This window comes from Cytobacillus sp. IB215665 (genome assembly GCF_033963835.1).
GTDB lineage: Bacteria > Bacillota > Bacilli > Bacillales > SM2101 > Nanhaiella.
The window spans coordinates 71429-98035 of record NZ_JAXBME010000005.1 but is presented as its reverse complement, the minus strand read 5'-3'; the positions used below and the strand labels follow the sequence as shown (position 1 = coordinate 98035).

Annotated in this window: 14 protein-coding genes and 2 pseudogenes; 10 read left to right on the top strand and 6 right to left on the bottom strand. The window is 31.9% G+C overall.

The window, feature by feature from the left end; all coding sequences use genetic code 11:
• Window positions 1–160: 160 nt before the first annotated feature.
• Window positions 161–355, top strand: a pseudogene (locus SLH52_RS23345) (DUF4085 family protein); the annotation flags it as partial.
• Between the two features lies 1 nt (window position 356).
• Window positions 357–692 (top strand): DUF4085 family protein, encoded by a 336-nt coding sequence (locus SLH52_RS08680; RefSeq protein ID WP_320208873.1) that lies wholly within the window; start codon window positions 357–359, stop codon window positions 690–692.
• Between the two features lie 156 nt (window positions 693–848).
• On the opposite strand, the gene SLH52_RS08675 is transcribed toward SLH52_RS08680, so the two are convergent.
• Both SLH52_RS08675 and SLH52_RS08670 read right to left on the bottom strand, forming a co-directional pair.
• The gene (locus SLH52_RS08675) at window positions 849–1592 is read right to left on the bottom strand and encodes an ABC transporter permease (protein ID WP_320208872.1); all 744 of its coding nucleotides are present in this window, start codon (window positions 1590–1592) and stop codon (window positions 849–851) included.
• A 15-nt stretch (window positions 1593–1607) separates the two neighbouring features.
• On the bottom strand, window positions 1608–2288 hold the full coding sequence (locus SLH52_RS08670; protein ID WP_320209093.1) for an ABC transporter ATP-binding protein: 681 nt from the start codon (window positions 2286–2288) through the stop codon (window positions 1608–1610).
• Window positions 2289–2635: 347 nt separating this feature from the next.
• Between SLH52_RS08670 and SLH52_RS08665 the strand changes: the two genes are divergently transcribed.
• From SLH52_RS08665 to SLH52_RS08655, 3 genes are all read left to right on the top strand, one after another.
• Window positions 2636–3493 carry a helix-turn-helix domain-containing protein gene (locus SLH52_RS08665; RefSeq protein WP_320208871.1) on the top strand — a complete coding sequence of 286 codons (858 nt, stop codon included), beginning with the start codon at window positions 2636–2638 and terminating at the stop codon, window positions 3491–3493.
• Window positions 3494–4918: 1425 nt separating this feature from the next.
• Complete coding sequence (locus SLH52_RS08660) at window positions 4919–8380, top strand: hypothetical protein (protein WP_320208870.1); 3462 nt, start codon at window positions 4919–4921, stop codon at window positions 8378–8380.
• A 348-nt stretch (window positions 8381–8728) separates the two neighbouring features.
• Window positions 8729–9295, top strand: coding sequence for a hypothetical protein (locus SLH52_RS08655; RefSeq protein ID WP_320208869.1), 567 nt, complete (start codon window positions 8729–8731; stop codon window positions 9293–9295).
• Window positions 9296–9790: 495 nt separating this feature from the next.
• On the opposite strand, the gene avs4 is transcribed toward SLH52_RS08655, so the two are convergent.
• Window positions 9791–14467, bottom strand: a complete 4677-nt coding sequence (gene avs4 / locus SLH52_RS08650) for an AVAST type 4 anti-phage nuclease Avs4 (RefSeq protein WP_320208868.1) — start codon at window positions 14465–14467, stop codon at window positions 9791–9793.
• A gap of 661 nt (window positions 14468–15128) precedes the next feature.
• The gene (locus SLH52_RS08645) at window positions 15129–15914 is read right to left on the bottom strand and encodes a hypothetical protein (RefSeq protein ID WP_320208867.1); all 786 of its coding nucleotides are present in this window, start codon (window positions 15912–15914) and stop codon (window positions 15129–15131) included.
• A 1055-nt stretch (window positions 15915–16969) separates the two neighbouring features.
• Between SLH52_RS08645 and SLH52_RS08640 the strand changes: the two genes are divergently transcribed.
• The 3 genes from SLH52_RS08640 to SLH52_RS08630 all read left to right on the top strand — a co-directional run bounded on the left by SLH52_RS08640 (window position 16970) and on the right by SLH52_RS08630 (window position 23852).
• The gene (locus SLH52_RS08640) at window positions 16970–17725 is read left to right on the top strand and encodes an N-6 DNA methylase (RefSeq protein WP_320208866.1); all 756 of its coding nucleotides are present in this window, start codon (window positions 16970–16972) and stop codon (window positions 17723–17725) included.
• Entirely contained in the window at window positions 17718–22028 is a 4311-nt protein-coding gene (locus SLH52_RS08635) for an Eco57I restriction-modification methylase domain-containing protein (RefSeq protein ID WP_320208865.1), read from the top strand. Before SLH52_RS08640 ends, SLH52_RS08635 begins: the two co-directional genes overlap by 8 nt.
• A gap of 906 nt (window positions 22029–22934) precedes the next feature.
• Window positions 22935–23852 carry a DUF5655 domain-containing protein gene (locus SLH52_RS08630; protein WP_320208864.1) on the top strand — a complete coding sequence of 306 codons (918 nt, stop codon included), beginning with the start codon at window positions 22935–22937 and terminating at the stop codon, window positions 23850–23852.
• Between the two features lie 667 nt (window positions 23853–24519).
• Here the strand turns inward: SLH52_RS08630 and SLH52_RS08625 are convergent.
• Together SLH52_RS08625 and SLH52_RS08620 are read right to left on the bottom strand one after the other, a co-directional pair.
• A pseudogene (locus SLH52_RS08625) lies at window positions 24520–24742 on the bottom strand (hypothetical protein); the annotation flags it as partial.
• A 398-nt stretch (window positions 24743–25140) separates the two neighbouring features.
• The gene (locus tag SLH52_RS08620; RefSeq protein ID WP_320208863.1) at window positions 25141–25596 is read right to left on the bottom strand and encodes an alpha/beta fold hydrolase; all 456 of its coding nucleotides are present in this window, start codon (window positions 25594–25596) and stop codon (window positions 25141–25143) included.
• 640 nt (window positions 25597–26236) lie between these two features.
• On the opposite strand from SLH52_RS08620, the gene SLH52_RS08615 reads away from it, so the two are divergent.
• Window positions 26237–26365 (top strand): hypothetical protein, encoded by a 129-nt coding sequence (locus SLH52_RS08615; protein WP_320208862.1) that lies wholly within the window; start codon window positions 26237–26239, stop codon window positions 26363–26365.
• Window positions 26366–26448: 83 nt separating this feature from the next.
• The gene (locus SLH52_RS08610; RefSeq protein ID WP_320208861.1) at window positions 26449–26607 is read left to right on the top strand and encodes a hypothetical protein; all 159 of its coding nucleotides are present in this window, start codon (window positions 26449–26451) and stop codon (window positions 26605–26607) included.

Below are 26607 nucleotides of genomic sequence, written 5' to 3'. Positions count from 1 at the left end.
GTTTATTTTTATTTTAGTCTATTAGAAAAACCAACTTTTTACAATAGTATTCCTTCATCGATAACTGCGATTGGAAAATTGCACAAAGAGATGGAAAAGAAGAAAGGGACGCTCTATTTACCTATTTGAAAGAACAACTTGATAGAGTAAAAGAGAATTACTACATACCTTACCAGGTGGTTTCATTCCGTATTTAGAGAATGGTACATTAAATCAATCGACACTACCTAAAGCAGTACAAGAGGATTATTTACAATGGATGCGGAAAGCGCGCAAGGAATTTGAACAAACTTTAGATGCTGCATATAAACAAAAAACAAGCTGTCCATTTTTTATCAAATGCAATTTAAGATGAGTTGTCTTTGCGGGAATCTTGCATGACTCAACTATTGAACGAGACGGGAATACAACTTCACCTTTACGTTAGTACAGATGGTGGGTTTTCCTCAAAATTGTTTATTCACCTTGTTTTTAAACGTATGACATCTGAAGAAATGGAAAAACCAATCCAAGTTGGACAATGGTTTGTTTATGATGAGTTTGCGTTTCGAGTCTTATTAAAAGATCCAGATAGCCAGTCGACAATTACAATGAAGGAGTTAGAAGCACAGTATTTTTATTATCCAAAGGAATATACATTATTGAAAATGATAGGAAGCTTGAACAGACGCCAGTTACTGACTATATTTTAAGTTTAAATTCAGAATGTTCCTATTGGGTGATAACACCACATATAGAGTGTGCCATCCAATTAGAATTTTGGAGAACATCGTTATTGAAAACCAATCGATTGAATATGGTCAAAGCAGCGGTACATTGATTTCTAAATCACTTTAAACAGTCCATCATTAATCATATTTAAAAAATCTTATCGATAAAATTCCCGCGATAATAGTAGTTACAAACACAAATTCCATATGATAAGACTGCCATATATCTCCACCATTCCAAGAGATTTGAAGTATTCTCACTGCATGTGTTGTCGGAAGCATGTAAGAAATCTTTTGCATAAAATCTGGCAATGCTTCAAATGGGAATGTAACACCACCTAAAAAGATAATGACAAAATAAACGATCATAGATAAAGTCTGGGATGTTTTCGGATCTGTTGTTAAGTTTCCAATAAATACCCCAATAAAATAGCACATGACAAAGGAAAGTAACAAAAGGAAGCCAAATGTTACAAAGCTTTTTCCTTCTAAACTTAACGAGTATCCAGTCGTCGAAACTACTACTAATAATATTATAGTGAAAATAGCACATAATAACTGCACAAGAAAGTTCGCAAAAATAAATTGGGTACTTTTAACTGACGCCAACCTTAACCTTCTAAAGAAGTAAATACTTCTCATATAAGAAAAGCCAATACCAACATTACCAATTGCAAGTACAACTACGCTTAGAAACGCAAACATTGGAAATGTGTAATCAATAGGAGCGATTTCTAATCCATATAGTTCTAGAGTTTTATTACTAATCCCTGTTTGCATGACAAGAAATAAAATAGGAGCAATTACCCCAAACCCTAAAATAATCCATGTCCTTAGCAGTTTTTTCACTTCTAATTGAAATAAAGCATTAACTGTATTCATGTATTCCTCCTATTGTTATACAGACTCTACAAAATAATCTTGTAAGCTATTAAATTTAGTACCTACTAAAGCTTTTGGAGTAGTTGTTTGTTCAACTTCTCCATCTTTTAACACAACTACTTTGTTACAAAGCTCTTCCACCTCGTCCATATAGTGACTAACCATAATAATTGTTCTCCCTTGTTCATTCAGTTGCTTCAAATACTTCCGCATCTCATGTCTACTAATTGCATCAAGTGAAGTTGTTAGTTCGTCTAATATTAAGAGTTCAGGGTCATTTAATAGGCATAATAGAATGTTTAATTTTTGTTTTTGACCACCTGATAGTGTCTTAATGTATTGCTTCCTGACTTCTATTAAGTCAAACCTCTTTAGCAATTCTTCCACTTCAGACTGATCTAGCTTATAAATTTTTCTCCAAAGTGTACACATATCATCAACTTTTAGACGATCGTCAAAGTCACCTGATTGTGTTTGAACACCGATCTTTTTGTATATTTCATTCTCGTTAAATCCGTAAGTTATGTTTCCACTATCTTGATTAACGAGTTTACAAATAATATTTGTAAGTGTAGTTTTGCCTGCGCCATTTTTACCAATTACACCTAAAAAATCGCCCTTATCTACTGTAAAGGTAACACCTTTCAATACTTCTTTTTTTCCATATTTCTTCTTAATATCAACTACTTCTAACATCAAAACTTCTACACCTCACTTAAAAATTCACATATAAATAATCTAGCAAAAACTATGTAACGGTTCCTTAGTTCTCTAATAAAAAGGGGCTAGTTACAACATGTTACGAGTGATTCTACAATAACTTTAGAATCCTCTACCACTAATGACGAGTAATTATTCCGCACTTCACGAACTCCCAAATTTGTTATATTTTGTTATAATAATATTAAATATTCTCCAATAAATGAAATCTAACCTCCTATGATATACGCTTATATACCCATAATTAATCCATAAATACTGTTAATATATATCTTTTTTATAAAAAATAAGAATCTTTTCATATTTTTTAATGGGGTGTTATTTTGATTAACAATGAGGAATTAGGAGCAATCGTAAAGAAAATACGCAAAGAAAGAAATATTACACAAAAAGAACTAGCTAAAGGGCTTTGTTGTCAAACAACAATTAGTTATTTAGAAAAAGGCAAGGCCTTTCCAAGAATTGACACGATGTATTATATTGCTTCACGGCTAGGAGTAACTGTTGATTACTTTTTTCAACTAATTGAAGAGGAACAAAATATATATGCGAGTGACACCGTTACTTTATTAGAAAAGTTGGTTAAAGAAAAGGACTATCAACAAATATTTGAACTAGCATCAACTGAGAGGATAAATTTAAAATTTAATTTCTTTTCTCAAAAATATATTCAATATATTAATTGGCAATATTGGCGTTCTGCTCAATACCTCGGAAAGGTTTCATGGGAAGAATGCGTGAAGGAACTAAACAACTTAATCAATCATCAAACAAAAGAAATTCCTTTATTCCAAGACTTACGTATCAAAAATGTCATAGCAAACGTGTTAGCGGAAAACAGACAAGAGAAAGAAGCAAAGAATATCTATCTAAAATTACTAGCATATGATCTGGATTTATATGATTATCAAAAACTAAAAGTAAAAGTTTTTTATAACTTGGCTACATTATATATAGAAAGTAAGGAATACGATTTAGCACAAGACACTGCTAACAAAGGGATTCATTATTCTAAAAAGATTGAAGACATGTGTATTTTAGGAAACCTCTTCTTTCAAGTAGCATTATGTTCTTTTCAATTGAATAAAAACAAAGATCAGACAAACTATTATTTTGAGCAAGCTAAGTTTTTTTATAAATTTTTTGGGCATTCTATGAATGTAGAATATATTGATATGTAATCTCCAAATTAACAATTCTAGTACTGTTTCATAACCAGGTTCTCAATTCCTCATTAAACTGTTTATATTTTTAAATTATAAAAGATTACATTAGAAGACAACCAACAAATAAATTTATTAAGACTTTTCTTATTTCACATGCAAACTCACTCATAACTATTTAACAAAGCTGAAAAAATAAGTTAAACTTATAAACTCATAGTGAGTATGCACTAACATTTTATGCGCATTTAACATTTAGAGTCCTAATCTTTCTGCTGCATTTCCATCTGCGTTTTAAACCACTATCAGGGCTTATTGTAAAAGGTAACAATTGATTATCCTCGCACCCTACAAAACCTAGCCTAGACCAATTTTCAATGAATTCAATGAAATTATTCGCTAGCTTATACCCATGTCCTCTCTATCTGCATGACTTAGATAAATGATCGACGCATTAGTATCGTCTTTCATATCAAATGCTAAATAATCACCATTTCCTACTCCACAGTAATAAATCTGGTGAAGCTCTACAAAAAGCAAAACAATAAAGTGGTCAATATGTGGTCAAACACAAAAAATAGTAAAGTTACTCGGGCACTGTGCCACTAATAGAACCCTCTTCCTCCTTATTTGTTGACTATTCCTTAGGGGCAAGTTTTCTTATCCTCACCTGCCCCCTCCTTCTATACCAATTAAAACAAGACCATTTGCTCTGTTCTTCCAACCCTACCATCGCTTCTGGGTCGTTATCTTTCTTTGTTTTTAGTCATTATTTGTGTTTCTCCGCTTGGAGATTCTATTAAACGACAGCTGTAAATAACAGGAAAGTACTTTCGAATGAATTTCCCTTCTGCATGAGCAGTTACAGCCATTATTTGAAAGCCTAATTCTACTACAATGAAGAATACTAGATCTAAGATGTTTTTCAAAATCGATTAAATGACTGTTCGATGTCGCTTTTGTTTTCCTTTTAGTCGTACTCTTTTTTCGAATAAGTAGTTAAGAATGCTAAGGAACAGCGTCATGTTTTTACTCCATTTCTCCCCCCAAGACCAAGTATTTGATTTTTCCCAGCTAGTAAGAGCTCCACTTACTTTGCTATCGTTACTTACTTTTCTACACTTTACGCTTATTTCTTTTTCTTTCATTATCTTTTTACGAAATTGTTTCGTATGTAGCCACTTTTCAATCTGTATGCGAATGATTGATTCATCCTCATTTCTTCATCATCTTTACCCCAAACCTCTCTTTCTAGATTCACTGTTCTATCATGAATACATCTTCTTTAAGTACCTCTTTTTTAATCTTCAGCTCTAAAAACTACCATTTTCTATTCTTAAAATTCCTCTCCAGTTCTGAAGTTTATTGTACTTTTAGCCTTATCACTTTATAATATTTAGTGACGAGATAAATTTTAAAATCTGATTTAGAAAGGAACATATAATGAAGAAAACACCAAATTTATACTTAGGAAATGCATCTTTGCACGCTGAAACGAAAGCGGTTTCGCTTGATACGGTAACTATGAATAAGGACACTTATTTTAAGATCAAAAACTACAATCAAATGAATCCATTCTTTATGACAGTAGTAAGTGATGTTGACCTTTGGATGTTTATATCAAGTACTGGCGGGCTGACTTGCGGTCGTAAAAATGCAGAGACAGCTTTATTCCCATATTATACAGATGATAAGATCCATGACAGTATTGAGACAACCGGATCACATACAGTCCTAATCGTCAATAAAGATGAAAGGAGTTTCCTGTGGAAACCTTTCTCTTTTCATAATGACAATGTATATAAGATTACAAGAAACCTATATAAAAACACTATAGGCAATAAAGTTATGTTTGAAGAGATCAACCATGACCTAGAGGTTAGTTATACCTATACATGGAAGAGTAGTGATTTATTTGGATTTATTAAAGAATCTAGAATAGTTAACATGGCTGAAAAGGAAGTAGATATTAGAGTCCTAGACGGAATTCGTAACATACTACCATATGGGGTTAATACGCTTTTGCAAACCACAAAAAGTACGCTTGTCGATGGATATAAACGATGTGAATTAGTAGAAAAAGCAGGGCTTGGTATTTACACACTTAGTTCGATCATAACAGATAAAGCTGAGCCAAGTGAATCATTGAAAGCAACGACGGTTTGGTCAAAGGGACTTGAGAATCCTAGCTACCTTCTGTCAGAACAACAGATTAGAGCGTTCTTACAAAACGAAGAGATTCAAACAGAAGTTGATATTAAGGGTAGAAGAGGTTCTTACTATGTTGGAGATTCTATCCACCTTAATGGTAGTGAATCACAAAACTGGTATATAGTAGCTGAGCTTAATCAAAGCGCTTCAAAAGTTGAGAAACTTATTAAAGAGGTTATGAACAATCAATCGATTCTTGAAGAGATAGAAGTTGATGTTTCAAAGAGTGAGTACAATCTTAAAAAACTAGTGTTTAATGCAGATGGATTCCAATGTACTTCAAATGAGAAGGAGGGTTATAGACACTTTTCAAATACCCTTTACAATATTATGCGAGGTGGTATATATGCAGATGGCTATGAGATTGATAGAGAGGATTTCAAAGGATTTGTAGGGAATTGGAATAAAGAAGTATATACGAAGCATCTAGAGTTTATGAGCCGATTACCTGAAACAATTAACTATAATGAGCTGATTGCTATGGTAGCACAGCTTAATTGCAAGGATTTTGAACGTTTAGTATTAGAGTACTTACCACTTACATTCAGTAGGCGCCATGGAGATCCAAGTCGTCCATGGAATAAATTTAATATAGAGATTACCAAAGAAGATGGAAGCAAGGAGCTAAAGTTTGAAGGGAATTGGCGTGATATATTTCAAAATTGGGAAGCCTTATCCATTTCCTATCCTTCATATACGGAGAGTATAATTGCTAAATTCGTAAATGCATCAACAGCAGACGGGTATAACCCATATCGAATTACGAAAGATGGAATTGACTGGGAGAAGCTTGACCCTGAAGATCCGTGGTCAAATATTGGATACTGGGGAGATCATCAAATTATTTATCTATTAAAGCTAATGGAATTATCAAAGGCTTATAATCCTGAAAAGATACTGGATCTTCTTCAAAAAGACATTTTTGTATATGCGAATGTGCCCTATAAGATTAAAGGGTTTGATGCATTAGTCGACGATCCAAGAAACAGTATTATTTATAGTGACGAGAGTGATCAACTTATTGACAACAAAGTTGCAAGCCTTGGATCAGATGGTAAGTTAGTTTGCAACAGGGACGGTATCTACAAAGTTAATTTAATGGAAAAACTTTTGGTTACTATGCTTGCTAAGTTCTCTAACTATGTACCTGAGGGTGGTATTTGGATGAATACTCAACGTCCAGAGTGGAACGATGCTAACAACGCTCTTGTTGGGAATGGCTTATCAATGGTTACCCTGTATTATTTGCACCGTTTCCAAGCTTATATGAGTCAAGTAGTTAAGGAAGTTAAAGAGGACTCAATTGAGGTTTCAGTTGAAGTGCATCAGATGTTCAATGATACATTGGAGGTATTTAAAGATAGTAAACAATATCTTGGCGGTAAAATGTCCGACGACACTCGTTTTAATATTGTAAAAGCGTTAGGTAAGATTGGAGAAACATATAGAAATTCTATATATGACAATGGTTTTGTAGGAGAAAAAGCGGCACTTTCTATAGAGTCCTTTAAAGAATTTATTGAGGTTTCAATGGTCCATTTAAAAGATTCAATTAAAAAGAATAAACGAGAAGACGGTCTATATCATTCATACAATCTCATCCGATTTGATAAGGAAAGCTGTAGCATATCAAATCTTTATGAGATGTTAGAAGGTCAGGTTGCCGTGCTAAGTTCAAAAGCTTTAAATGGAAAAGAAACCATTAATGTACTAGAGGCACTTAGAAATAGTTCTATTTATCGCGAAGACCAAGAAAGCTATATGCTCTATCCAAACCGTGAGTTGCCAAAGTTCTTAGAGAAAAATGTGATTCCTGATGAACAAGTTATGTCATCAACTGTTTTAAAATCAGAACTGAATCAAAATCACACACGTTTTATTGAAAAAGATGTGAATGGGAAGTACCATTTTAACGGTCAGTTCAGAAACGGTGAAGAGATTCGAGAAGCACTAAAAGTGACAAAAGAGTATAAAGATGAAGATATTAAGATTGTTGAAGAAATCTTCTCAAACCTTTTTGACCATCATGCTTTTACAGGACGCTCCGGTACATTTTATAAGTATGAGGGATTAGGATCTATCTATTGGCACATGGTATCAAAGCTAGTTTTGGCGACACAAGAAAACTTCAATGATATATATTGTCAACAGGGTATGAATGAAGAAACTAAGGCGCTTATGAATGAGTATGAAGCTATTAAAGCTGGAATAGGATTAGAGAAATCACCTGAACATTACGGCGCATTTCCAACAGATGCTTATTCCCATACTCCGAGCTTTGCGGGAGTACAACAACCAGGCATGACCGGACAGGTTAAAGAAGACTTTATCTCTAGAATAGGTGAGTTAGGAGTGAAGGTAGAGGAAGGATGTATTCGTTTTAAACCAGAGTTATTAACAAAGTCTGAGTTTCTAAAAGAAATGAAAACCTGGTCCCTACCTAGGAATAGTAATGCTATGGAAACAGAAACAATTCAGTTAGATGAGAATTCCTTAGGATTTACATTCTGTGCAGTTCCGGTAATTTATTACCTAGAGGGCAACAAGAAAATCATCGTTTGTTATAAAGATGGTACAGAAAGCATTTTTGAAGATGTGGATGCTTTAGATCTTGTAACAAGTCAATCTATTTTCAGTCGCGATGGTAAGATTGATAAAATTAAAGTATATATTGACGGTAGTGAATTGAAATAATTCTTGAGTTCTGAGTAGATTTTCTGCTCAGAACTTTTTCTTTTTTGGTGCCAGCCCCCTGCTAGGATAAATTGTTAAAGTGATAGCAAAAATCCCCCGAACCATTTGTCCGAGGGAACATAATACACACTTCGATTTTTAGTTAAAAATACACTAAATCTATTGATAATAAGCTATTTTAACTCTATTAATGCTACGCATTCGACGTGGCTTGAGTGGTGATCGCAGATAAAATGATGTAGTGGTGTTTACCTAATTTTTCTACTTAATACTGAAAATCAAATCAATGGTTATTTAATTAAGCAAATAAGGTGAAATATAACAAATAATACATAGGAGGTTACTTTAGTGGATTTTAATGATAATACAATAAATCAATACTTAAAAGAAATGCAACAGCTTATTAAAAGCCATGACAAGCTCTTAGAAAAAATGAATTGTACAATTAATGAAAGGAATAAAAATATCCTCCCTCTTCAAAGGACAGTGGGTAGGCTTATTCAACATGGTCTTTCTAAAGAGGAAATAGTTGAGATAACAGACATAACATCTGATCAATATGATAACCAAGTTGCACTAGAAAAAAGGCTTCAACTACCTTATGTCTATTTAACTGAAGAAGAAACAGCTGAGTATGAACAACTCATTCAAGACATTCATCAAGCTAAAGCTATAGATGAACTCATTGCTCCATCAAAAGAAGAGGAACGTATAGTTTTCATTCAAAAGGTACTACAAAGATACCTAAGTGACTATATAGGTATACTGGAATCAGATGAAGATAAGTATGGAAAATTTGTAGACAAAGCTGTGTCAAACAGTAAGGCTAAAGAAGTCTCTTCTTCACTTGTGCGTATATTTGGAAATGAAATAAAGAGAAAACGGGAGGCTGTATTATTAAATATTTCTAAATGAATAGGGATATAATTACTCCTATTAAAGTAGAAATTTTAATTAAAACCAACTGTGGTAACGTGTGGTCAGAGTGTAGAGAATGAGGTATTTTTCTCTACACTTTTTTTATTTATTTGAAAACAACACTTTTGATATCGAAAAAACAATCAAATAACATATGTAAACCAACCACATAACAGGTGAAATTATTGCACAAAAACAAAAAAGTATAGAATAATAAACTTGTTATCATGCAAATGCAGAAGAAATCAAGAATAAAATTGAGTAAAAAAACTACAGATTGTTGTGCCGCTTAGAATATGCAAAAACTCAGCTAACCATCACTTGAGATACGGCTCACCGTGCCGCATCAAAGTGCAGTTTTTTTAATTAGTAATAAACTCTATTTCTATTCAAGTATATTTTCCACACATTTCATGTACCGAGCATAATATGACAATTAGTAGTTGCTCCTTAAATACATTAGAGTTTAAATCTACTAATTTTTTTGTCAATCTAAATAATATTTTCTCTAAGAATATAGCCTACAGTAGAACCTTTTTCTATAAGAAAATTTAGTACAACTAGAATTTTCTGCTTTAACCTTTTATTCTTCTTAATCTTCTCTCGCTCTTCATAGACGTACTTCCTTGCCAAGTTTTCTAGATAATAATAAGTATTCCTTTCAAACTTTAACGTCTCGTATTCTGAATGCTTCGATAATATATTAGATATCCAGATTAGCCCATCAGCTACAAATGAACTCCCAATATCATTCAACAGTTTAGATAAGGAATATAGGACTGAAGGATGCTGACCCATCTGTTCAGATACTTCCTTAATCAATCTCATGTTTGTTAGTTTTAATGAATGCCATTCTTTAGTATTATCGTTCCATCTTGTTTGCGCAAATAAGTAACTTTCAATAATTTTGTCTAGGTACCAGTTATTTGTTCCGTTTTTAGTTACTTCAAACACTTTATCTTTGAACAGATTCCAAACTAACCAAAAATTATCATAACTATGCATTCTATCTTCAGCATAAATAAACTCTTGAAACATCTCTGCTATTGATTCTGATGAATTGAAATTATCGATAAATGGTTGAATCAATTGAGGTACTTCACTACTTTCTGAACACAAAACAAGGTAAGCATATTTCTTTAGAAATTCGTTACGTACCATGTAATCAACTTTATCACCATTCCTACTTTGTGTTAGCTCTCTTGCAAACACAGATATTATTTCATTAGTAATAGTGATATGTTCTTTATTATTTAACTTACTAGGCATCATTTTTAAAGCATTCGATAATATGGATAAATCAAGGTCTTGAATATTACCTAAATCCAAGATGGATAATTTGTTATTAACCATTTTATTCAGGCTCATCTCATTTACAGTTAGAAATCTATTCAACAATTCACCTAAATCCGGTTCATAATTTCCATTTTCAAAGCTCTCTTTTCGAAATTCACTTATTAACTTGTTATATTTGTGCTTGAATACTAGATAACCCAATAGTAATGAATGTACATCTTCAAATTCTATTTCCCATAATTGATGTATTGCCATCATAGGAAAAGCAATAGATTCATCTTTAAACAACGTAAGCAATAGCAATAACTTAGTAGTATCCTTTTCTTCAGGATACAGCTTTATCAAATTAGACAATGAAGCTATTGCTTCTTGAACACCATCCCCCACTTGATAGAAGTAGTTAGACTGTACACAAGACCTTACTTTTGCAATTATCACATCCTTGCAAAATTCTTTATCTTCATCTTTCAACTCATCGAAATAATGCTCAATTAACACTGCACATACACATGATGGTATAGAATTATTTAATAAATAGAATCCCTCATTTTTTAGGTGTATTATTTCCTTAGTTGCATCTAATGCATTTTGGGGATTGCTATCATACTTTCCATATTGCTTAGATTTATTATGATCATTTTTAAATTTTAAATTAGCCCACAACTTCAAAGGAACATATCTCATATCTTCGTCATATGTCTTTTGATTTTCCTTTCTAAACTTTTCTATTTCTGGTTCTATTTCAGGTTCAAACTGTATCAATATGCGGCCACCAGTCTCTTCAGCATTAATACTCATCTTTCGTCTATCCATTCTAGCTAAAAATAATCTCCAAACTTTATCTATTTCATTCTGCTCAGAGTCTAGTGGTAGCTTCTTATAGTAACCATCCAGAATACCCCAAAGAATCTCCTGACGTTTCTTCCCCACATCCTCTCCAGTTTCTTGCATTGCAAAAACTTGATAGTTTAAAAAGAGGCTTTCTAAACTCCATTTACGATGCTTATCTTCACAAGTTTTCAATCTCTCATTATCATAAAAACTATTATTGCTACTACCCAAGTTTTGTCCTATTGAATATCGTGTTTTAGCACTGTGTTCTGAAGATAGTCTATGAGTATCATGGATAATGAATTCTCTAGTTCGAAATAAGATTTTTGCAGTATCAAATGTTTTTTCTGGATATGCCAACACAACACTTGTCACTACAGATGATATTGAGGCACTCTCAGAAGATTCAAGTAGATGATTTAACCAACTTACTAACACTTCGCCTTCCATTTTTTCTGCTATTTCTAGAAGAAACTTTTCTAAAGCCATATGAATACATTGCAACAAATTAGGAGTTACTGAAGAACTTGTCCCTCTGTAAATCTGCCATAAGCATTGACTAGTGTACTGTTTTTTGTGGTTTTGGTCGTTTAACTTAACTTCAACCTCAGTTATAGTATCAAGTCTAGAGGCTAGATTTGAAAAAGCATACTTCTTTATAGATTTATTTGTAAAATTTACTACGAAGTCCATAGTTTCTTTTGGTCTAATCTGGAGTAACCAGTAAATAGGACTTTGATAAGAACTTGCTGGATGAAAATCTCCATGGTTTTTTTCTATACCAAAATCATGTTCGACATCATCTCTCCTGCTTAAAAATAAATGACTTTCTTTTGGTGTATAAGTCCAAAAGAAATCAGCTAACTCTAAAATTTCATTCGGTAATACTCTACAGATAGGTAAACCATCAAGTTTAGTCAAAATGAACGTAACTAAATCATAATAAGGATCCCTATGATTCTTCCATTCATTGCTTAATATTTCCGTTACAATATCCTTCAATTCATTTTTCAATTCATAAGAGCCATTTATTATTGTTTTAAGAATAGTTTCTAGTCTATCTTCCAGTGAATAGTAAATATCCTTTTTAATAGTCTCCTGATAAAACCTCAGAGCTATAAGACCAGCATATCTAGTAGTATTTCCTCTTTTTGTTTTGTTGTTCCAATCATGTATTATAGGCAAAACAAAATTAATATCTTCAATCTCAATTGTCTCTATGTTGTTGTAAACAAATTCGATTAACGCCTGCCAGCCGATTCCTTTTGGCTTTGTTAAGATGTAATCGAGAGTAGAGAGATTGATATCTTTTTCGCCTAATTCCTTGAAAAATTCATCATCAACTTCCTTACAAGCAATCCTTAAAATAAATGTCAACCTTTTCAATAGTCTACATTTATTTAACAATAACTCACTTTTAAAAACTTCAAAGAAAATTCTTGAATAATCCGAAAGTAAAACTGAGACAAATAACTCATCTTTCCAATAAGACTCAATCTGATTATTCTTAAAAATATCTTCAATGAATTCTATAATTTCACGATCTTCGAGTAATAATTTTTCTGATATCCAATTTCTAAAACACCTTCTTATGGGTAAGGATTCCCCAATTGATACAAAAAAACCATGTTCATCAGACCTATTAGTGAATTCTCTATTAACAATTTTTTCTAATGCCCATTCTTCGTAAATATCATGAGTTATAAAATAACCTACCTCTTCATATCCCAGCATTCCATCTCTCATTAATTCATCACAGTAATTACCTAGTTCATTTTTTACATCAACAAAAAATTGACCTGTTTTCGCCCTTCGAAGTGCAATCTCTAAAAAGCACTTTTCTCTTTCAGGTTTACTTTTTTTTATTCTTTGCTTCCATAACTTTGATTTGAATTCAACATAATCAATTTCATCAATATCCTTATAGAATTTCAAATATTCATTAAGATAGAAAGGATTCCTAATCAATTTTAGTAATTTTTCATCTTTAGGTAATACAAAAGCGTTCTCATTAGAAATAGTGTTTAGTTCGTCTTGTTCTAAAAGGCGTATCCCAATATTTAATGGATAAATATTGTAAATTTCAAAAAATTGATAGTTTAGATCTTTAAGGTAAGCATCTCTAGTTGTAAAAATTACTTTCCATTTATCTTCAATTATTGCTGTTAAAAATTCTTTGAAAGGGTCTGTATTTTGTATGTCTAGTAGTTTTTCAGCTGAGTCAACTACTATTGTTTTATTCTCAAAATCTTTATGAATACTAAGAAAATCATATAGATTATAATCCCCAAATATATCATTGATATTTCTCAACTCAAATTCTGTTGCTTTAAATATATAGAATGGGTCATTTTCTTTGAAGCGTTCATAAGCATTCTTTATTAGAACAGTTTTCCCAACACCACCCGCACCACTGATAATACATACTTGATTTGAATCATTAATGAGCTGTTTCAATTCATTCTCTCTCTTAATTTCAATTTTCTGTTTGTTGAAAGAGATATCTGTGTTTATGTGTTTTAATAGATTCTCACTATGCTTCTGCATTTCTTCTAATATAGAAAATACGCTTTTTTCAAATGTAAAAAAGTGCTTCGAAATGATATCATTTTTTACTGTAACAAATTCAGATTCAAAGAAACTAGCTAATTTCCACTCTAAACTAACATTTAGATCTTTTGCTTGCTTTTCAACTTCTTTTAGTCCTTGAGGCATCTGTCCTTTATTTTGTCCCCACTCCTGATTAGAGTAGATATACAGCTTATTCACGTTAGGGTAGTCTCTCTTTAATTTATTTAATGTATCCTCTAAATCTTTTTTATGACTTGAAAGCGATGTTTCATAGAATTTTGCTTGCCAAGCAACTACATCATCATTATCCTCAATCGGATTGGTTTCTATAGCTGACTGGTTTTTATATCTAAATATCCCATAGTTTATATTAAATTCTTTACAGAATAGCAAGTAACAAAACCATTCAAAATTATTCTGAGGATTATCACTAAATTTTGCTTTAAAGACATTCCAATTTGGTTTAATCACACATATCATCCCTTTTATATTATTCACTTGACGAGCAAGATGTAAATTCAGGTTCACCGTTATTAGTTAAGAGGTAAAAAAGAGGGTCAGGGTTCTATCATCAGTTGTTTTGTATTTTTCAAAATTAATTAATTCACTTAAAACTTCAATTTCATCAACTGTAAGACTTCCAGGTTTCATAAGAGGTGAAAAATCTTTAAGAAGCCTTTATCAACATTTCTAATTTATTCCATTATAGCACTTATCATACTATTGTTAGGTGGTTTTTGTTTTTTGTAGCTTGATGTAAACTTTTCAATTCTAACTTTATAGTTAAGGTATAGTTACACCCTGATATTTGTCGAATAATAATTTTATCGGTGTGATAATTAAACAATTCTCTCATGGTTTTCAAAGGAATAATATGAAAAAGAGTGTTTGCAAAGTACAAACACTGGGATATAAAGTTATATTCTAGGTTGTTAAAAGAGTCTTGATTGTTTTCGTATAGGAACATGATTTTGAGCCTGTTTTATCACTCTTTCTCTTTTACTCCAGCACACAATCCCATACTTTTACATCCTTAATAAGGATATTCTCTATTTATCTGTTTCTCCTACTTTTTTAATTCTTACTCTTTTATCCTGGTATTCTCTAAGAAACTTCTAAATTTATTAACATATTAATAATTATTAAACCTTTTGTTTAGTTCATTTTTAGCATCTGCTATTATTCTTTTTCTTTTGGGAATTGTTCTTGAATTAACTGTTAGCATTAATGATAGTAAAGCTATTGCATTAAAAACCATAAAAATATTATCCTGTGTTTTAGCCCAATCAGATAGATTTGACATTATAGATGTACCTTGAATATCTAAATGTTTAAAAATTATCATCATTATAAATCCAACAAACACAAAATAAAGAAATAAATCTAATATAAGAAGAGAAAGATATAACTTTTGTGTGTTTAAATCCATAAATTCTGATAAAGAACGTAACTTAATTACTTCTTCACTTTTTGTTTCATTACCCTGCTTCGGAAACAGCTTTTTTAAGACATAAATATATATACAGTTATATATGTAGTAAAGAACTATTCCTGTGCTGAATAAATAAGCAAAAAATGCAATAAGTAAAAATACTCCCCCTATTAACAGATTATTTAATAACCCAATGGATAATCCCATTAAAAAAATCATCATACTTAATAAATATCCTTTATATAATTCAGGAGTTTCCCTCTTATTATTCAATTTCTTATATATTAACCATGCATTTAATATTAGAAGTGTAATTAAAGTTAGCATCACATATATTGTTTGATTAACAATTGGGAGTATCATATATTTTTTTTGACTATTAATAGCCATAAACAGAGGAAATACATATATTATAAAAGAAAATAATAGTTCATTTTGTTTTAGTTTACCTAATTCCGTTAAATTAAAATAGCTTTTAAAATCCATACACATTACCTTTCTATCCCTATTTTGAAAGTCCTCAATTTTTTTGTATAGTCTCGTCTCTACTATTAAAGAGTGATTCTAAACCTTGCCTGAAACCTGTCTCCGTTTTACCTATACAAGACTCTTTTATTACCATGTAAAATGGATGGTAACTTATGTACATACGGTGAAAGAGGGATGTCCTATTTAGCTTCAGTGATGAATTTATATGCACAAAAAATTGTCGTCCATTCCTTTTCATAATAAATAATAACTGAAGTTGTAATAAAAGCTCGCAAAAACGCTTACACTCTCAATTAGGGTTAATTCAACATACTAACCTAGATTAACAATATACAAGCCAAGCATTTACTAAACGTATTAAATTTTACGTTTAACACACTCATTTAAATAGTGTGTTTTATGATAATGTTTGTATTGAATCATTCCAAATTATATTAAAAAAGAGGAAGTGAACCATGTTCAATATCTATGAAGTTAGTATAGTTTTATGGACACAAAAACGTTACGTACTTAAAATGTACATAGAAAGGTTGTGTCCGGATGGGAAACAAAAATACAGGCAAAAAATATACTCAAGATTTCAAGAAGGTGATTGTTGAAACTTTACCGTTCTGGTAGCTCAGTCAAAGAACTTAGTAATGAATATGCTCTCCTATAAGAACCACTTGGGTAGTCTCTCATTATAGAAGAAAATAATCTCTTAATCTTTTCAGGCTTCCAGACAAACTCACGCTCAAAATAATATTCTCGCTGCTTAATGTTTTCAATTGACCTTTTTAATCGTGATTGCAGTTTGAAAAGCCATGAAAAACCCCTTTACTTTTTCTAAATTATACCATATTATTGTTAGATTACAGTTTGCTATTTGGTATATTTATCTGCCTCCACATTGCTTTCACAATCTATTTCGATAAAATAATGTGGTTCTTAGAAAACCTCCTCTTGTGAAATTACCTCTAAAACAAATCAACCTGTATAATAGAAATTAAATAATTTCCAAACGAAATTTTTGCAAATAATGATGCAGATTTCTTGTAATGGAGGATTAGCAAATGAAAGATACATCTGAATCGGTTATTGAAAAAATAATAAAAAGTAAAAAACGGATCCAAAATCACGGAGAAGTATTTACACCAAGAAGGATAGTTAAGAAAATGCTTGATATGCCTAATATTCGTGATGCATGTCAGAACTTAACTTCTACTTTTTTAGAGCCAGCTGCAGGAGAAGGGGCTTTCTTAGTAGAAATTTTAAATAGAAAAATGAAGATGATAGAAAAGAATTACGGTGATGAACTAACTCGATATGAGAATTATTCGCTTCTTGCATTATCAACGTTGTATGGAGTTGAGTTGCTTGAAGATAATGCTCAAAGGTGCGTTATGAATATGTATCAAGTTTATTATGATGCGTATCAGCAACAAGCAAGAGAACATGATGGAAAAGTGAAAAACAAAGTCTTAGACAGTGCTAAATTGATTATCTCTAACAATATTGCACAAGGGAACTTTCTAACTAAATTATCTTCTAATGGTAATCCAATTATTTTTAGTGAATGGCAACCCATAAACCTTCGGAAGAACGCTAAAACAATTAAAGTTCAACGCACCGAATTTACTCTTGAAGAAATTCTTAATGAAGAAGAAAAGGAATGCGGAGAGTCATCAAAACATGCAGTAAAAATAGAGCAACTAGATTTATTTGACAGTTATGATGATGAAGCTGAACCTAAAGAGAAAAGATTGAAATATGTTCCTGTAAAAATTACTGAAGTCTATAAGGAAGAAATGGAGGAAGTCGATGGATAGAACAATTATTAATCCTTATGAAGAATTAGACTTGAAAATATATGCTTATACCTTGCCTGAAGTCCCTTCTCATGAAGGTTACGTCAAAATCGGTGATACTAATAGACATGTTAAAAAGCGGATTTTTGAGCAGGTTGGGACTGCTGGTCTTAACCCTAAAATTCTTTTTGAAAAGATTGCCAAAAAGTCTGATGGCACTTGGTTTCATGATAAGTCACTTCACCGTTTCCTTAAACAGAATGGGATTCAGAAAAAAGATTTTAATGGCCGTGCAGACGAATGGTTTTATTTTAATGGAACACTTGAAAAAGCGGAAGTTCTAACTGACAAGTATATCAATCGTGATTATGATGAAATTCAGGTTGATGGTGGTCAATCAGATTACACACTTCGGAATGAACAAAGCAAAGCGGTTCAGCAAACGCTTGACTATTACCATAGTGGAAAAGAACCAAAGGAGTTTCTTTGGAATGCAAAACCTCGCTTTGGGAAAACACTGACTTCATATGATTTTGTAAGAAAAATCAATTCAAGAAATGTACTGATCGTTACCAATAGACCCGCTATAGCTAACTCATGGTTTGATGATTTTAAGAAGTTCATTTCTTGGCAAGAAACAGGGTTGAAATTTGTATCTGAAACGGATTCGCTAACAGATAAAGCATTATCTCGCAAGGATTATATCGATTTCCTAAGTTCTACTGAGCTTGATACCCCCTCACAAATCACCTTTATTTCACTCCAAGACTTGAAAGGTGCAAAGTTTGCAGGTGGTAACTATGAAAAACTTGAATGGGTAGGCCAACTAAATTGGGATTTACTAATCATTGATGAAGCTCATGAGGGAGTTGATACAGCCAAAACGGACACGGCGTTCGATAAAATTAAACGGAATTTTACTCTACACTTGTCGGGTACTCCTTTTAAAGCATTGGCAAACAACAAATTTAATGAAGATCAGATTTTCAACTGGTCTTATGTCGATGAACAAGAAGCAAAAATGGATTGGGATTACACAACAGGAAGTAATCCATACGAAAATCTGCCCACGCTTAGCTTATTTACATATCAGATGAGCAAGATGATCGAGGATCGAGTATCTAAAGGCTTAACGTTAGACGATAACAGTAATGTTGATTATGCTTTTGACTTGAATGAATTCTTCAGGGTTAAAGAAGACGGCAAGTTTGAATATGAAGAAAGCGTAAAAAAATTTCTTGATAACTTATCTTCAGGAAAGTTTCCTTTTGCGTCAGATGAACACAGGGGCGAATTAAACCATACTTTTTGGCTTTTACCTCGGGTTAACTCTGCGAAAGCACTTGAAAAGTTGTTGAAATCTCACCCTGTTTTTGGTGAATATAGGATTATACTAGCAGCTGGTGATGGAATAAGCATTGACAAGGAACCGAACATTGAGGAAGAAGGACAAGACCTCAAGAAGAATGAGAAGAGTTTTGATAAGGTTAAAAAGGCAATTTATGAAAACAATAAATCAATAACTTTATCCGTTGGTCAGCTCACAACGGGTATAACAATTCCTGAATGGTCTGCAGTGCTTATGCTTAGCAACATTAAGTCGCCTAGTTTATACTTCCAAGCCGCTTTCCGTGCCCAAAACCCTTATGAGTTTGTTCAGGACGGTAAGCTTTATCGAAAAGAAAATGCCTATATTTTCGATTTCGCACCAGAACGAACGCTATTGCTATTTGACGAATTAGCTAATAACTTATCAAGTGGTAGCTCCAAAGCGAGTGAGGAACGCAAGAAAAAGATTAAAAAGCTATTGAATTTCTTCCCAGTTATTGGTGAAGATAATGAAGGAAATATGCACGAGTTAGATGCAACTGAAGTCTTAACTATACCAACACAAATCACCTCAACAGAGGTTGTAAAACGCAGTTTCATGAGTAACCTATTATTTGCGAATATCTCAAGTATTTTTAGAGGAAATTCACCATTTAAGGAAATCCTTGATAAGATTAAACCTGAAAAGAACAAACGTTTGACAGACCATAGAGAAATCAACGTAACTAAGCCGATGATTGATGATGATGGAAACATTGATGTACCGTCAGACATTGTTATTAACAATACAAAAGATATATTCGGTGATGCAATCTATAAAGTGATGGAATCCCCAGATATTCCGGATATGCCTGAAGTTACAACTATTACAAATGAAATTAATGACACTCTAGATAGAGGGTTTAGCAAGTTAAAAGAAACATTTCAGTTGAATAAAACTCAAACGAATAAAGCAAAAAATGAAGTAACTTCGACAATTAAAGATGTGGTTGAGAAAAATATAGAATCGTATCACAGTCAAGTTCAAGAAATCGAACAAGATTTCACTGAACAAATTCATACCGCCCAAAAAGCTCATGATGAAGTTAAAGTAGAGCAACTGAAAAAGGAATACGAACAGAAGAAAGTTGAAGTAAATAAAACTTTTACTGAAAATCTAAATACAGAAGTAAGCGAATCAGTTGAAACAGCAGTTGAAAAACAAATTGTCAAAGTAGAAGAGAAGAAGAAAAAAACCACTGAAGATGACGTTCGAGATCACTTGCGTGGTTTTGCTAGAACTATTCCTGCATTCCTTATGGCCTATGGTGATGGGGAGACGACTTTATCTAGTTTTGAAGAAAATATTGATGAACCAACCTTCGAGGAATTGACAAGCATAACCCTTGATGAGTTTAAAAAACTACGTGATGGGTTTGACTATGTAGATGAAGATGGGAATAATCGTAAAGTGCATGGTTTATTCAATGAAGTTGTTTTTGATGCAAGTATCAAAGAGTTCTTAAATAAGAGGAAAATATTATCAAACTACTTTGATGAAACACTTACTGAAGATATTTTTGATTATATTCCACCACAACAAACCAATCAAATTTTTACTCCTAGAAAAGTTGTAAAATTGATGGTTGATTTGGTCGAGGAAAATAACCCTAATATCTTTAGTAATTACAATGTTAAGTTCGTTGATTTAGATACAAAGAGTGGTCTATATATAACAGAAATTGTTAAACGCTTGAATGAAGGGTTAAAAGAACAGATCCCAAATTCAAAAGAAAGAATTAAGTGGATACTCGAAAATCAAGTTTATGCATGTGCACCAAGTAATATCATTTACAACATAGTGAAAAATTATATATTTGCCGATTTTAATGACATTTCGATTAAAAATATAATAGAATGTGATTTAACTGAATACACAAAGAATGGCCTTGTTAAAGAAAAGTTACGAGAATTATATGGAGATGAGGATTTGAAGTTTGATGTAATTATTGGTAATCCACCATATCAAGAAAAAGATGGAGGAGCACAGGCAAGTGCTAGTCCCATCTATCAAAATTTTGTAAGTTTAGCTAAAGAACTTAACCCAGAAATATTATCATTCATTATCCCGACACGATGGTATGTAGGTGGAAAAAGGTTAGATGATTTCCGAGATCAAATGTTAAATGACATCCATCTTAGAGAATTGCATGATTGGCTTACACCAGAAGATATTTTCCCCAATACAAATATTAGAGGTGGTGTATGTTACTTCTTGTGGGATAGGAATTATGATAATAGACATAATCTTACGCGAGTTGTAACATATAAAAACAACACAATTATTAGTGGTATTTCTAGGTCATTGAAATATAAAGATTCTGATATCTTAATAAGAGACTCAGGTGCTATATCTATTTTGGATAAAATTAATTGCAGTGATAAGAAAAGCTTAATGGAGTATGTATCTGCTCGTAACCCATTTGGATTTTCTACTAACTTTACTAAGAATAGTAAATTTAAAAATGAAAGTCATTTATTGAATGAACCGATTAAATGCTATGCTAATAAAGGTAAAGTTGGATATATTGAGTTTACAGAGATTGAAAAAAATTCGACGTGGATTAATAAATGGAAAGTGTTAACACCCTACTCTAATAATATAGGAACTGAGTTAAACGATGATAATCTAAACACAATTGTTGCTAGTCCTAATTCAATATGTACTGAAACATATTTAGTAATTGGTGCTGAATTAGAATTAAATGAAAATGGCTCAATCTCTTTAGCTAAATATTTGAAATCTAAATTTGTAAGATTTTTGCATAGCTTGGCTAAAAATAGTCAACATGGGACTAGAAATACGTATAGGTTTGTTCCTCTTCAAGATTTCACAAACAACTCAGATATTGATTGGTCTACATCTGTTCAAGAGGTAGATAACCAATTGTATAAAAAGTATGGGCTTTCTGATGAAGAAATTAACCATATTGAAAGAAGAATTAAAGCAATGTAATTTAAGCAGTTATTTTAATAAATTTTATAAGGCAACTGTTATCTATAAAACTTAAACATATTAAGTTAAACTAAAGAGGCTATCCCCAGTTAAATGGGAATAGCCTCTTATGTCAGATTACGAAACTCTAAACATCATAAATAAGCATCTTAGTAATCGTATCTGTAGTCGCATTATTAGTTTAGGCATTAATTTACTTAATAATCCCTAAACTTTACTGGGGTTTCTGGACTGTCAACACCTAACTAGACAATTTTCTTTAGGTGGTTATTTTTGTAATCAATCGGGTACTTTCCATACACTAAGTTATGATATCAAGATATGTTGATACTATCATTAGGAATCTCTAGTATTGACTTTTGATCTTTGGCTATAGAATTAACCTTTTGATACTTGAAGCAATTTCTCTTAAAAATCATCGATCCCTATCTTCGGATTCCAATATTTATTCTACTTATTTTCATAAGAAATAATTATGAAAAATATTAACTTATCTTCAAACTCTAACTCGAACCTTCCATTATTATAATAAAAACTCCTTCCTTTTTTACTTGGCTCATATTTACCCATTATCTATTCTTTCATCTAATTCAAACAAATTTTATCCCTATAGAGAATTCCAGATGCGAGAACTAAAAAATCTTAAACGAAGCGGAGGATTTATTTATCACCAACTTTAAAACCAACTCATTGTGAATTATTGCTTTACCACTTATGAACCATTTTCAAAACCCAAACGCCATTTGTATCACCAATATTATTTAGGAGAAAAAAATAGAATTGGACCACACCTTTCCAATGCCTACAATAATAAAGAGCAGCTCCTCTCTACATAGAAGTATTACTTTACATGAAGAATATACTATTTTTTAATGGTATAATTGTAAACGTAAGGAGGATTGTAACGTGGGGGATATTAAATTGTTTCGGCTAAACGGGCATACCGTAGATGAATTAGAAGGGCAATCTGTTGCTGTTGAAAAATCATTACAACATTTATTCGAACAGCATTTAGAAACATTTTTAGGTGTTCGATTTTTAGCTTCTGAATATAGTACAGGGAAACGCCATGCAGGGCGTATTGATACTCTAGGCATAGACGAAAACCATTCGCCCGTAATTATTGAGTACAAGCGTTCAGTTAACGAAAATGTAATAAATCAAGGGCTATTTTACTTGGATTGGTTACTTGACCATAAAGCAGAATTTGAACTTATGACTTTACGTAAGTACGGAGAAGCTGTTGCGGATCTTATTGATTGGAATAGTCCTCGTTTACTGTGTGTTGCAGGCGGTTTTACTAAATATGATGAACACGCTGTACAACAAATAAACAGAAATATTGAACTTTACCAATATAAACATTATAACGATGGTTTTGTTTTACTTGATTTAGTTAACTCTACAACGGCACAAACGGTGCATATTACTGAAGATACACCTACTCCAACTGAACGTAATACACGAGTAAAAACTGTATCTGATTACTTAGAGCAAGCTAATACGGAATTAACCGATAGGTTTGAAACATTAAAAGCTTATATGATGGCTCTCGGTGATGACGTACAAATAAAAATCCTTAAACATTACATAGCATTTAAACGCATAAAAAACTTTGCTTGTGTAGAAATACATCCCCAGACTGCAAAGGTACTACTTTATTTAAAGGTTAAGTCCGACACAATTACTTTAGAACAAGGGTTTACCCGTGATGTTAGCAACATAGGGCATTACGGAACTGGCGATTTGGAAGTTGTTATTTCAAACGATGAAGATATGGAAAAAGCTAAACGCTTAATAAATATGTCTTACGATGCAAGTTGATAAAAAGAAGACAATATATAGAAAAAGCTAAAAATAAGTAAGATTTAATTTCAGATTAATTAACATGTTTTTTAGAGGTGATGGATAAGGTTTTGGATAACGCATTTTTGAAAATTTTAGGAGATGTTTCAAAAGTTAAGGTACACCTCTTCTTTCTATTTTTCAAATTCAGATGCACTCAGGCTTCCAAAATGCTTCTTTTTAAAAACGGAGGATTTGCACTTATGTCTTGTTTCTACTAGAGCGAAAGGCCTCTTCCTCTGACTAAAGAGTTCAAATCCCCTTTATACTACTATTTATTTTATTCACTTTGGGTAGGTATTAATCGACAAAAAAGAAATTGGTCAATTAATCCAATTTCTTATAAGTCTTAAATTATCAAACTTTATTAAGTTATGACACTAGTTCTTCAAGAATGAAATCAATATTCCACCCACATAAAAAGGAAACTACTGTAACATAAAAACTCATTTCAAACATAACATATGGATTAAAGAAAAAATTTTACTAAGTCAAAGGAGGAATTTATAGTCTTCTGACTCAACATTATTTTTATTCTCAAAATGACAATTATGTCATGCTATAAATATTTATCTTCACAAATTCAAGGTGTAAAACTCATAGTTATTCGATGCAAAATTCATACTGCATAATTATTTAAACGTATTTATCTCAACTCATCATTCAGAGGTATAATCACTTCATCTAATGTCCTTCGCCACTGACTCTTCATCTCTGGTCCATATTTCAACGGTTTTGCATCTGGATGTATGGCCTTGTACTTATCAAATTGTTTACTATTAATAATTCCCCCAAATATTCGGAATAGGCTCCGTTCCTATCAAATATTGAATAGCAGATGTATGTAGCTCTCCTTCATCCACGAACCAGTACAATCTGGTTTAACAATATGACATTAAAAAACCAGTTGCCTTAATCAACCCGTTTTTTTATTGAATGAGAATATCTTAACATGCCAATGTTTTCAATGTTACTGAGTTAGGTATATTCTCACTCATTTCAAGAGAGTACTTTATCGGACATTGTACATCATATCTACCACAAATTATTAATGTGGGTGTTGTTATATATTTCAATTTTTTTGTTACATCATTTACTTGCACTTCTCTACTAAAGTAGTTCAACCTAATTTCTTACATTTATTTACTAATATTTAATGAAAAATATTCATCATACCTTGCAGGTTCAAATAAAGATAGTTTTGTTCTCGCAACTTTTAGTTCATTTCTTTCTTCTATTGATAAGTTGGGCTTTTTTAATAGTTCACTTAGTTCTTGCATTCGTGAAATTGTGGGTGTGCTGAATTATAAATGCAATCTATGGAGAACGTCATATATTCCTTTGCTGCTGCCCCAACTATAACATTGAAATTTAAATGGTTGGAAAAATAAATACCATAAATAATACCCAACATTCCTCCCCTTGAATGGCCTGCAAATCCCCACCTTTCAAAACCTAGTGATTCACGGATTGCTTCTAAGTCAAAAACAGTTTCCAATAAGCATAACTGATAGGGTTCGTTTGCCTTTTCTGAATTACCTACCTCTCTTAAATTTACTAAGATCACTTTATAAAATTGGGTAAAGGTTTCTGCAAAATAATCTCCTGTCTCATTAAATTCAGAGTAATGGTGAGTAACACAAAGAGGTTCCCCATTACTCTTTTTATATATTTCAAATACACCACGCTCTGTTACAAGATATTCCCTTTCCCATTTCTTCATACAAACACCCTTTTTCCCAATTTCTTAAATCTTACCTAATAACTCTTTTCTAAATTTTAACATCATTTATTAATTTTATTATTCAACAATATGGCCCCGTTTGCGAAATAATCAAATTAATAAAATTGCATTTCTTTAAGTACATAATTCCACAAATAAAATTATTTGTTACGTAGTATTTAGTCTACTAGGTAATAAAATCACTATCACTTTTAACAACTTAATTATTCTTTTAAGAACATTATCTTTTCATCAAATCCTATTAGGAGGTCAACCAATCATTTTCAGGTTGATCTATTTTCTTATCCTATTACTTTTTGAAACGGTAATTACAGTTAAATTGAAGCGTTTATGGAGTTCTTTATATAGCAGATTTAATTAGTCCCTCTATTTATTAGAATATAGATTCCAAAACATAAAGATAAAAATAAGCCAAAAGTCCTATAAGAATATTCATTAATACTAATTATTATATTTACACACTACTCAGTGTATAAAAATATAGAAAGGAGGACTTCCTCGATGATGGATATTGGAAAGCGCAGTCTTATATGGCACTATCGTTGTTTAGAACAATGTGAATCTGACGGTATATCCAAAGCCATAATCAAATTGTTTATCCGGCAAAGAGGTTGGGATTATGAACCAAATAATAGAAAAGCTAAAAATTCCCGGCTATGAAACTAAGGTAGTTATTAAACCTAGAAAGGGTAAAAATATCAAACAAAATGAAGGATCTCAATTATCTCTAGAGATTGATTCAGAGTGATAAAGGAAGTAAATTCTCACTGGTATAAATAATGTCCCTTCAGGCTAAGATGGATATCAACCATTTTTACTGGAGGGATAAATATGAGTGAAAAGTACAGAGTTGTAAAAGTCACCTATTCAGAAGAATTGTCTTCAGAATCTGAATTATGGCTAGAGCGATTCATTGAAAAGGCACTTTTAAACCACTTAACTCGTGATGATGATAAACTTCGAACTCTTTTAATTAGTAAAAACCTATAA

Bases quoted from the DNA above. Each gene is read 5' to 3' on its own strand.
- SLH52_RS08675 (WP_320208872.1), bottom strand. From the start codon at position 1,592: ATGAATACAGTTAATGCTTTATTTCAATTAGAAGTGAAAAAACTGCTA.
- SLH52_RS08670 (WP_320209093.1), bottom strand. From the start codon at position 2,288: ATGTTAGAAGTAGTTGATATTAAGAAGAAATATGGAAAAAAAGAAGTA.
- SLH52_RS08660 (WP_320208870.1), top strand. From the start codon at position 4,919: ATGAAGAAAACACCAAATTTATACTTAGGAAATGCATCTTTGCACGCT.
- SLH52_RS08645 (WP_320208867.1), bottom strand. From the start codon at position 15,914: ATGGATTTTAAAAGCTATTTTAATTTAACGGAATTAGGTAAACTAAAA.
- SLH52_RS08640 (WP_320208866.1), top strand. From the start codon at position 16,970: ATGAAAGATACATCTGAATCGGTTATTGAAAAAATAATAAAAAGTAAA.
- SLH52_RS08635 (WP_320208865.1), top strand. From the start codon at position 17,718: ATGGATAGAACAATTATTAATCCTTATGAAGAATTAGACTTGAAAATA.
- SLH52_RS08620 (WP_320208863.1), bottom strand. From the start codon at position 25,596: ATGAAGAAATGGGAAAGGGAATATCTTGTAACAGAGCGTGGTGTATTT.
- SLH52_RS08615 (WP_320208862.1), top strand. From the start codon at position 26,237: ATGAACCAAATAATAGAAAAGCTAAAAATTCCCGGCTATGAAACTAAG.
- SLH52_RS08610 (WP_320208861.1), top strand. From the start codon at position 26,449: ATGAGTGAAAAGTACAGAGTTGTAAAAGTCACCTATTCAGAAGAATTG.